Origin of the sequence: Phytoactinopolyspora endophytica (assembly GCF_004138495.1) — a bacterium.
GTDB classification, from domain to species: Bacteria; Actinomycetota; Actinomycetes; order Jiangellales; family Jiangellaceae; genus Phytoactinopolyspora; species Phytoactinopolyspora endophytica.
On record NZ_ML142865.1, the window covers coordinates 153365 to 163107 of the forward strand.

Annotated in this window: 9 protein-coding genes; 8 read left to right on the plus strand and 1 reads right to left on the minus strand. The window is 68.3% G+C overall.

Features of this window, described 5'->3' with window-relative positions; genetic code table 11:
* Both ELR45_RS26805 and ELR45_RS26810 read left to right on the plus strand, forming a co-directional pair.
* Positions 1-3085, plus strand: a 3085-nt coding sequence (locus tag ELR45_RS26805) for an RICIN domain-containing protein (protein WP_205857337.1), incomplete at its 5' end; no start/stop codon positions are given.
* A gap of 93 nt (positions 3086-3178) precedes the next feature.
* Positions 3179-4573: a CoA transferase gene (locus tag ELR45_RS26810; RefSeq protein ID WP_129669049.1), complete on the plus strand. Its 1395-nt coding sequence runs from the start codon at positions 3179-3181 to the stop codon at positions 4571-4573.
* 122 nt (positions 4574-4695) lie between these two features.
* Here the strand turns inward: ELR45_RS26810 and ELR45_RS26815 are convergent, their stop codons facing one another.
* Complete coding sequence (locus ELR45_RS26815; protein ID WP_129669050.1) at positions 4696-5283, minus strand: cysteine hydrolase family protein; 588 nt, start codon at positions 5281-5283, stop codon at positions 4696-4698.
* Positions 5284-5405: 122 nt separating this feature from the next.
* Between ELR45_RS26815 and ELR45_RS26820 the strand changes: the two genes are divergently transcribed.
* From ELR45_RS26820 to ELR45_RS26845, 6 genes are all read left to right on the plus strand, one after another.
* Positions 5406-6566 (plus strand): epoxide hydrolase family protein, encoded by a 1161-nt coding sequence (locus ELR45_RS26820; protein ID WP_129669051.1) that lies wholly within the window; start codon positions 5406-5408, stop codon positions 6564-6566.
* 59 nt (positions 6567-6625) lie between these two features.
* Positions 6626-6937: a hypothetical protein gene (locus tag ELR45_RS26825; RefSeq protein ID WP_129669052.1), complete on the plus strand. Its 312-nt coding sequence runs from the start codon at positions 6626-6628 to the stop codon at positions 6935-6937.
* A gap of 74 nt (positions 6938-7011) precedes the next feature.
* Positions 7012-7713 carry a hypothetical protein gene (locus tag ELR45_RS26830; protein WP_129669053.1) on the plus strand — a complete coding sequence of 234 codons (702 nt, stop codon included), beginning with the start codon at positions 7012-7014 and terminating at the stop codon, positions 7711-7713.
* On the plus strand, positions 7707-8426 hold the full coding sequence (locus tag ELR45_RS26835) for a hypothetical protein (RefSeq protein WP_129669054.1): 720 nt from the start codon (positions 7707-7709) through the stop codon (positions 8424-8426). The genes ELR45_RS26830 and ELR45_RS26835 overlap by 7 nt, the downstream gene beginning before the upstream one ends.
* A 120-nt stretch (positions 8427-8546) precedes the next feature.
* Complete coding sequence (locus ELR45_RS26840; protein ID WP_129669055.1) at positions 8547-9248, plus strand: helix-turn-helix transcriptional regulator; 702 nt, start codon at positions 8547-8549, stop codon at positions 9246-9248.
* 108 nt (positions 9249-9356) lie between these two features.
* Positions 9357-9743: VOC family protein (locus ELR45_RS26845; RefSeq protein WP_129669095.1), on the plus strand; the 387-nt coding region annotated here is incomplete at its 3' end.

The window sequence follows — 9743 nt, forward strand, 5'->3', positions numbered from 1 at the left end:
GACCGTCCAGATCGACCCGTCGTATCAGCAGCAGAAGTTCGAAGGCTGGGGCGCGAGCCTGGTCTGGTCGGGCAACGCCACCGGCGGCTATCCGGACGAGATCCGCGAGAAGCTCGTCGACATGGTGTTCGGCGAGGACGGCCTGCGGCTCAACATCGCCCGCTACAACATCGGCGGCGGCAACGCGCCCGACGTGCGCGACGACTACATGAAGGTCGGCGCCACCATGGAGGGTTTCTGGAACGCCCCGGAGGGCACCACCCGGGAGGACATGGACTGGTGGGACCCGGACAACCCGGACCACTGGAACTGGGACGCCGACGCCAACCAGCGCTGGTGGATCGAGGCGATCAAGGACCGGGTGGACCATTGGGAGGCGTTCAGCAACTCGCCGCCGTGGTTCCAGACCATCAACGGCTACGTGTCCGGGCCGTTCAATGCCGGTGAGGACTCGATCCGCGAGGACACCCTCGACGACTTCGGCACCTACCTGGCGCGGGTCATGGATCACCTCGAGGAGGCCCACGGCATCGAGTTCGACACTGTGGATCCGCTCAACGAGCCGAACACGACGTACTGGACCACCACGCTCGGTCCGGACGGCCAGCCCGTCGGCGGGCGCCAGGAGGGTGTGCACGCCGGACCTGAGCTGCAGCAGAAGGTCATCCAGGCGCTGCGCGACGCGCTGCAAGGGGCCGACACGGACGCCGTCATCTCCGCGATGGACGAGACGAACCCGGGCACCTTCCTGGAGAACTGGAACGCGTACACGGACGAGTCCAGGGCCGCCGTGGAACAGATGAATGTGCACACCTACGGCACCGGTCAGCGCACCGCGGTGCGCGACCTCGCCAAGGGCGACGACAAGGTGCTGTGGCAGAGCGAGGTCGAGGGGTCGTTCCACTCCCCGACGGACTACACGAGCATGGAACCAGGGCTTGGGATCGCCAACCGGATCGTGAACGACATGCGCGAACTGGAGCCCTCGGCCTGGGTGCTCTGGCAGCCGATCGAGGACACGAGCCCGCAGGTGGAGGGCGGTGGCAACTGGGGCAGCATCCACATCCCGTTCGACTGCACCGACGACGACACGCTCGATTCCTGCCCGATCCAGACCAACACCAAGTTCGACACCATCCGCAACTTTACCCACTACATCGAACCCGGCGACCGCATGGTGAAGGTCGACGACACCTCCAGCGTCGCCGCGCTGAAGGAGTCCGGGAAGGCCGCGACCGTCGTGCACGTCAACGACAGCACCTCGTCGCGGGACGTGACCCTGGACCTGTCCCTGTTCAAGAAGATCGACCGGCGCGCCACGGTCACGCCCATCGTGAGCGGCGCCGACGGCGGTCTCGTCGAGGGCGATCCGGTCTGGGTCGACGGTGACTCGGCGAGCGTCGTCGTTCCGGCGAAGTCCGTGACGACGTTCGTGGTCGATGGCGTCAGCGGTGTAGCGAAGGATGCAGCGCTGGTGCAGCCGGACCATGTCTATCGGTTGGAGGGCGTGCAGAGCGGGCACTCGCTCGCCCCGTCCGAGGACGGCAGCGGCGCCGTGATCCGCTCCACCGACACGAACCGCGCCGACCAGCTGTGGTCGGTCGAGCAGCTCACCGACGGCCTCAGCAACCGGGAGCGGTACGCGATCAGCAACGTCGATAGCGGTCAGCGGCTCGCCATGCGCGACGGCAGCCTGGTCCTGGAGGATCCGGCGTCCAGCGATGGTGACATCGACGACGCTGCGCAGTGGACCATGTCGACGACTGGTGACGGCACGTACACATTCGTCAATGCCGCCACCGGCCGGCTGATCGACGTCTCCGGGCACGCCACGGGCGACGGCAGTCCGGTGGGAACCTGGACTCCGAGCTCCGGAGCCAACCAGCGCTGGACGGTGATCGACGAGACGGTCGCCGGGACCGACACCGCCGAGGTTTTCACGGTTCCGGGTCTGGCGCCGGAGCTGCCGGCGACAGTCGCGGGCGTCTACCGGGACGGCGTCCGCGGTGAGCTGCCGGTGACCTGGGAACCGATGCCGGACGCGCGGTGGGCGAAGCCGGGTACGGTGCTGGTTCCCGGCGAGGCGACCGACGCGCTGGGCAGGACGTTCCGCGCGGAGGCGATCGTCACCGTGGACGCCATCACGTCGACACGACCCGGCCGCGCCAAGACCTATGTCGGCGCTGCTCCGGGTGAGCTGCCGGAGACCGTCGTCGGCGTAGGCGAGCATGGGGCCGAGGTTGATGTGCCGGTGACGTGGGAAAGCGCACCCGACGGCGCGTTCGACGACGTAGGGGTGGCGACCCTGGACGGCGTCGCCGAGGTGATCGACGGCAGCACGGTCGAGGCGACGCTGCGAGTGCAGGTGACCGAGCCGGTGGAGGCGAACGCGGCACTCGACGACGGCGTGGAGGCGAGTGCGACCTTCACCGAGGGCGGCTACTCACCGGACCGGCTGCGCAACGGCAATACCACCGAGAAGGCGTGGTCGAACTGGAAGTCGGGGGACACCAAGAACCCGTCGGACACGGTCACCTTCGAACTTCCGGCTGGGCGTGATGTGACCCGCGTGGTGACGCACTTCTACCGCGACGGCAACAATCCGAGCGTGGCGGAGAGCCTGCGAGTCGAGATCCGGGACGCCGACGGTACGTGGGTCGACGCGAGCGGTGACGTCGAGGTCGAATGGGACGGCGGCGACGCGCCGGTGGTCGATGTCCCGGTGTCCGCGGATTCGGCCGACGCGGTGCGAGTCGTCATGGCCGCCCGGCCGTCGGGCTACATGACTCTCAGCGAGATCGAGGTCTACGCCGACGCTCCTGGCGTCTCGTCGAACGCTGACGCGGCGTCGATCGAGGTGGATGGTGTTCCGATCGACGGGTTCGATCCGGGCACGGACACGTACGAGGTCACGGTGCAGAGTCCGCGGCGCAGCGTCGTCGCGGCGAGCGCCGCCGACCCGTACGCCACCGTCGGAGTCGAGGACACGAGCAGTGATCAGCTGAACCGCACGGTCGTCGTCGCTGTGCAGAGCGAGGACGGCTCGCAGACACAGGAGTACCGCGTCCGGTTGGTCCGCCGCTGACAGTTGTCCCAACAACGGTGGAGGGTTTGACACGCCATGGCGTGTCAAACCCTCCACCAAAACTCAGACGACCCTCGATAGCGTGAACGCGTGATGGCGACCGTATCTGAAGAAACCGATCGGATGCTGGCCGAGGCGTGGCTGTGTCTGGGCGGTCCGCCCGACGCCTTGAGCCTGGTGAACGTCCAGCGGTGGGACCCGGCGCTGCTGTCGTCCAGGTTGCCGGCGATGCGGGCGATGGTGGCAGCAGTATCGGCGTCCACGCTCGCCGCGTCCGTTCTCGACGCGGCGCGCACCGGCAGAGACGTCGCGTCTGTCTCTGTTGATGCCAGGCACGTCGCAGCGGCGGCGCGAAGCGAGCGGTATGCCCGCGACGACGGAAGCGGGGCGCCGGATCTGTTCGCTGCGTTGTCGACGTTCTGGCGGACAGCAGACGGCTGGCTGCGGCTGCACGCGAACTACGACTGGCATCACGAACGGGCGCTCGCAGTACTGGGTTGTGACGGCCGGCCCGAAGCCGTGGCCGAGTCGATCCGGGGGTGGCGCGGCGTCGAGCTGGAGGACACGTTGGCCGACGCCGGCGCGCTCGGCTCTGTGGTCCGCAACCGGGGCGAGTGGAATGCGCATCCGCACGGCCGTGCCATCGCCGATCTACCGCTCATGGAGCGTGATCAGCCAGCCGGTCCGAGCCTCGCCAGTCCAGACGATCGACCGGGCCGCATGGCACAGGGGTACCGCGTGCTTGATCTGACCCGGGTCATCGCCGGACCCGTCGCCACCCGCACCCTCGCGGCATGGGGCGCCGACGTGTTGAGGATCGACAGCCCGCGCCTGCCGGAGATACCCGCGCAGGCTCTGGACATGCTCCCCGGAAAGCGCAGTTCGCTGCTCGACTTCGCCGAGCGCGACGGCCGGTCGCGCCTCGAGCAGCTCTTCGCCGAGGCGGACGTCGTCGTGCATGGGTACCGCCCGGGAGCGCTCGATCGGTACGGCTTGGCAAAGCGCGACCTCGTCGAGCGTCACCCGCACCTGACTGTGGTGGAGCTGTCTGCGTGGGGGAGGACAGGGCCGTGGTCCGGACGTCGCGGGTTCGACTCGCTGGTGCAGTGCGCTGCGGGTATCGCGGACGCCGAAGGGAGCCCTGATCACCCAGGTGCCATGCCGGCTCAGGTGCTCGACCACGCGACGGGATACCTCGCCGCGGCGGCCGCGTTGTCGGCCGTGGCGCGGACGCGGCGAGGCGAGCCGCCCGTGCATACGTCGTTGTCCCTGGCCCAGACGGCCAACTGGCTCTTTCGTGGAGGATCGGGCCGGGCTGGGCATGAAAGGCCGGTGGACCCGGATGAATACCGGATGACCCTGACCGGCGGCGATCGACCCGTTCACGTCATCGGGCCGCCCGGACGCATCGACGGCACGGAGCCGCTATGGGGTGCTACTACACGCTACGGTGCCGACCCGCCCGAGTTTCGAAGCCGAGCCGTGTGAGTTCCTACCCGCCAAGCCCTACCGTTCGGCCGTCGATAACACCTGGGGGCCGGCCCCGCCAGGTCCAGCATGTGCAGGCGAGGCACGAGAACGAAGACAACGCGAGTCACGATCTGGCCTGACTAGCGCGTTCCGGTCAGCTCGGCGACGGTCCGGATGTTCGCGAAGCGACCGGCGAGCGCGTACTCGGTCCGGCTGATGATCTCGTCCGTATGCAGAGTCCGCGGATCGGCGAGGATCTCATCCGGGGTCAGCGTGGGCGGTGCGTCGCGGTGCGGAATCGCGTTGGTCGCGGTCGCGTCGGTGACGAATGTGACCTCGTAGCCGAGATCGGACGCCAGCCGTGCGGTCGTCTCGCAGCACTGCTCGGTCCGGATCCCGCAAATGCTCAGCTCGTGAACACCCCGCGACGTGAGCAACCGCTGGAGATTCGTGGTGGTGAAGGCATTGTGCGACGTCTTGGTGAGCACTGGTTCACCGTGTTCGGGCTCCAGACCTCCCAGCAGCTTGACGTGACCGCTGGCGGGGTCGAAGGCGCCGCCGCTGCCCGGCTCGGTGTGCAGGACCCAGGCGACGAAGTCCCCTTGCGCCCGGGCCAGCCCGACCAGCTCGCTGACGGGTTTGGCGATGTCCGGGTTGGAGATGAGTTTCCACAGTGGACGCTGGCGGAAGGACTCCTGGACGTCGATGACGAGAAGAGCACGGTTCATGTGTCGATCCTGCGCCTGTGCGGGACGTCGGGGAAGGCCGCATCATGCCATCATGCGGACGGATCCGGTCACTTCGGTGCGAGCTCGCCGGACAACGCGGCGCCGCCAGTAGGGTGAGTCCCATGCCGGAACTGCCGTCCCGTGTTGAACCGTTCACGCCCCTGGCGGATCCCGCGGCGATCGAAGACCTCCGCATACGGCTACGTGCCACGCGCTGGCCGGACGCGCCCGAGGACGCCGGATGGTCGCTCGGGACCGATCTTGCCTACCTCCGCGAGCTTGCCGCGTACTGGGCGGACGGATTCGACTGGCCGGCGCAGGAAGCGGCGCTCGCACGGCTCCCGCGCTTCCGCGTCGCGCTCGGTGGCCTTGGGATCCACTTCGTGCACGCCCGGGCCGCGGCGCCGACCGGACCGGTCTTGCCACTGGTCCTCTGCCACGGCTGGCCGGACTCGTTCTGGCGCTACGCGAAGGTCATCCCGCTCCTGACCGACCCCGGCGCGCACGGCGCCGACCCCGTTGACGCCTTCGACGTCGTCGTGCCCGACATGCCGGGCTACGGGTACTCCGACCACCCCACGGGTCCGCCGCTCGATTCCATCACAGTGGCCGGCCTCTGGGCCGAGCTCATGAGCGTCCTCGGCTACGAGCGGTTCGGCGCGGCAGGCGGTGACCTCGGCAGCCACGTGAGCCGCTATCTCGGGCTCGACCATTCCGACCGGGTCATGGCGGTCCACCGCATGGATGGAGGTCTGCCCGTCTTCGGCGGCGACCCGGCGGACCTCACATCCGAAGAGCGAGCATGGTTCGAGGACGCCGTTGGCTGGGGCGCGACCGAGGGCGCCTACGCCGCCATGCACCGGACGAAGCCCCAGACCGCCGCGTTCGGGCTGACCGACTCGCCGGCCGGGCTCGCCGCGTGGATCGTCGAGAAGCTGCGGGCGTGGAGCGACAGTGACGGAGACATCGAACGGCGCTTCACGAAGGATGAGATCCTCACGAACGTCACGCTCTATTGGCTCACCGGGACGATCGCCTCGTCTATGCGTATGTACAGCGCGAACGCCGCGATTCCACCCGCGCAGCTCGTCCGCCGGGTCGAGGTGCCGTCCGGCTTCTCGCTCTTCCGTGGCGACATCATGCGCCCACCGCGGGCGTGGCTCGAGCGCACGGCGAACGTTGTGCGAGTGACCGAGCCCGCGCGCGGCGGGCATTTCGCGCCGTTCGAGGAGCCCGAACTCTACGCAGAGGAGCTGCGCGCGTTCTTCCGCCCCTACCGGTGATTGCGCCCGGCGTGGCGCCACCCAGCTTCACCTCAGCCATGTGTGCCATTCTCAGGTGCATGACCACACCGTCAACGCGGCGCCATGACGCGATGACCAGGATCGCCGGAGGTGTAGCCGCCGTGCTGCTCGGCGTGCCGTTCCTGATCCTGGTTTCCAGAGTCGTAGCCAGCCGATTCGATCCGGCTGTCGATCCGCACGGCTACGCCCTGATCTTCGGCGTGCTGCTGTCCGTTCCTCTCGGGCTCGGTATCGGCCTGGTGGCTCCCCTGGTGCTTCCGCGGGCGCGTCGACGGTCCGGTTACACAGCGAGCATGTCGATCTGCGGAGCCATCGTCGTCGGACTCTTCGCCCTCTGGTTCACCGCTTGATCGAGCCCGGCTCATGTCGGCCGCTGGGGTTGATAACTCGCGTCGGTGGTCCGCATCGGTAAGAATCATCGTCTATGACGACGACTCCGCGCTGGGCGGCCCTGATCGTCGCCGCAGTGTTTTCCGCAGCTGCGTGCTCCGGGCCGCCCGACCCGCTACCAGTCCGGGCTGCCGTGACGTGGGACGGCGGGGCGGTGCCATCCGATGATGACCCGGTTGCCGGCCCGCGGGTCGAGGCCGTTCGCGAGTACGTCCGGTGGATGAACGCCTCGATCAACGCCCTGAACTTCTCCGACCCCGGCCTCGCGGCGGTCGCCGACGAGCTCGAGATCAAGCGGGTGTACAGGGAGACGCGTTCGGACGTTGAGCATGGGCGGCTCACCCTTCGCGCGGGCCCGCCCGAGTACAGCATCGTCCAGGTGATGCTCGCAGGCGACGACGGATCCCTCATTGAGGTTTGCCAGCGCGACGCCACCGGGTGGAATGCCGACCGATACGAGGTCGAGGAGAGCCGGACCCTTGTCGGCGACGACATCTGGGAGCGCCGGCCCGACAACTTCATCCTCGTGCACTACTGGCTCGAAGCCGCGGATGATCGGTGGATCGTCGACCGCGTGCTCGATGAGCAAGAGTACGACGGCGCCGACGTCGGTGGGCCGTGCGACCCGGAGGACGTGGCGTTCGGGACCTTCGTCCAGCAGCCTGAGCTGGACCTGCTCCACGAGGTCACATCCGAGATGCTCATCGGCCCCGCCGGGGAGCGTGACGAATGGTGAGGGCATCTCTGACGACGCCGACGATACCGATCCGCCGCGGTGTGCAGGCTGCCGCGGTGACCCTGATCGCGATGCTGGCCGTCGCCGCGTGTTCCGACCCGGCGCCCGAGCCGCTTCCTGTCCGGGCAGCCGTAACGTGGCAGGGCGGAGTGCCGCCTTCGAGCGAACACGACGACGACCCACGGGTGGTGGCTGTGCACGAGTACACCCGGTGGATGAACGCCTCGATCAACGCCCTGAACTTCTCCGCCCCCAGCCTCGCAGCGGTCGCCGACGAGAGTGAGATCAACCCGACGTACACGCGGACAGTTCGTGACGTCCGGAGTGAGAACGGTGACGTTGCACTGCGTCAGGGCCCGGATGTCTTCACCGTCCGTGAGGTCGTCGAGCAGCAGGTCGGCACGAGCAGAGTCGAGGTGTGCCTGCGCCCAGCCACCAAGTGGACACTCGACGACACCGATGCCGGCGACACGACCGAGACCCTTGTCGGTAGCGGCATCTGGGAACGCCGGCACACCGGCTTCACCGTCGCCACGTACACGGTCGTCCAGGAGGACGACCATGCTCGTGTCATTTCCTGGTCGTGGTCGCCCACCCCCTGCGACCCGGGCGACGTCACGTTCGGCGTGTTCACCGAGCCGCCTGACTTCGGTCTGCTCCGCGAGGCCCGGCCCCAGATGGTCGTCGACCCCGAAGGTAACCCCACCGAGTGAACTAGGACGTCGGAGATCGACGCAAGACGTCCTGCAGGCCGTTGCCGGGGACGCGCGTGGGTCACGCCACGGCACCGGATCGGAACGGCCGGTGTCGGTGGCTGCGGTTAACCTCTGGTTATGAACCGGATTGATCGGTTGTACGCGTTGGTCGAGGAGCTGCGGGCTGCCGGGCCGCGCGGTCGCACGGCGAGGCAGCTGGCGGAGCACTTCGAGGTCAGCGTCCGCACTGTCGAGCGCGATTTGAGTGCGCTGGGACAAGCGGGGGTACCCGTCTCGGGCCGGCAGGGACGGCGTGGTGGCTACGTGCTTGATCGTTCGATGTCGCTGCCACCGCTCAACTTCACGCCGCAGGAGTTGGCGGTGGTGGCGGTGGCGCTGAGCCGGTCCGAGCACGTGCTCTGGGCCCGCGACGCGCGTAGTGCGCTCAACAAGATCGTGGCGGCTATGCCCGAGCGGGCGGTGGGCGAGGCGCGGTCGACCGCTGCGACGGTGCGGCTGCTTGTGCAGCCGGTGCCTGGTCCCGACGCCGAGATCGCTGAGGTCATCTGGAGGGCGGTGCGAGAGAATGAGGTGCTGCGGATCCGCTACATTGACGCCGGTGCCGTCGAGACCACACGCGAGGTTGAGCCGCAGCACGTGGTCGTGGGGCCGAACGGCTCCTATCTCACTGCCTGGTGCCACCTACGCCGTGACGACCGAGTCTTCCGGATGGATCGCATCACCGCGGCCGAGAGGATGCCGCCTTGGCCGCGACCAGAGCGCCCGACCCGCGAGCCGTTCGTCGACGGCCTGATCACGAAGACCCCCGTCTGGTCATGAGGCCCGCAAATGTCGCCGAGAAACACCGACATAGGGCTGTCGCGGAGCCCAGGGATAGTGGGTTTAGCCCACCGTCCGGCGGGCCGGACCCACGAGAAGGAGACACCCATGACGAACCCTGCACCCGGTATCCTGGCCTGGTTCGAGGTTGCCACCAGTGACCCCGATGGCGCCCAGAAGTTCTACGGCGACCTGTTCAATTGGTCGTTCATGGCCGACTCGGCGGCGGCCGCGGGCGGCATGGACTACCGCAATATCACGGCGTCCGGCGCCGACGCGCCGATGGGCGGCATCGCCAACACGGGCGGTCAGATGCCCGATCACGCGGTGTTCTACATCCTCGTCGCCGACGTAGCTGCCACGTGCGCGGCGGCCGAGGGTCTGGGCGGGTCGGTGGTGAGCAAGCAGCTCGAGCCGGGTCCGGGCGGTCCGGCGTTCGCGTACCTGCGTGACCCGGCCGGCAACCTGTTCGGCATCTTCACCCCGCCGACGGCC

What these genes read in the sequence shown, in the direction of transcription:
- ELR45_RS26810 (WP_129669049.1), top strand. Translation starts at nt 3,179, where the DNA reads ATGGCGACCGTATCTGAAGAAACCGATCGGATGCTGGCCGAGGCGTGG.
- ELR45_RS26815 (WP_129669050.1), bottom strand. Translation starts at nt 5,283, where the DNA reads ATGAACCGTGCTCTTCTCGTCATCGACGTCCAGGAGTCCTTCCGCCAG.
- ELR45_RS26820 (WP_129669051.1), top strand. Translation starts at nt 5,406, where the DNA reads ATGCCGGAACTGCCGTCCCGTGTTGAACCGTTCACGCCCCTGGCGGAT.
- ELR45_RS26825 (WP_129669052.1), top strand. Translation starts at nt 6,626, where the DNA reads ATGACCACACCGTCAACGCGGCGCCATGACGCGATGACCAGGATCGCC.
- ELR45_RS26830 (WP_129669053.1), top strand. Translation starts at nt 7,012, where the DNA reads ATGACGACGACTCCGCGCTGGGCGGCCCTGATCGTCGCCGCAGTGTTT.
- ELR45_RS26835 (WP_129669054.1), top strand. Translation starts at nt 7,707, where the DNA reads ATGGTGAGGGCATCTCTGACGACGCCGACGATACCGATCCGCCGCGGT.
- ELR45_RS26840 (WP_129669055.1), top strand. Translation starts at nt 8,547, where the DNA reads ATGAACCGGATTGATCGGTTGTACGCGTTGGTCGAGGAGCTGCGGGCT.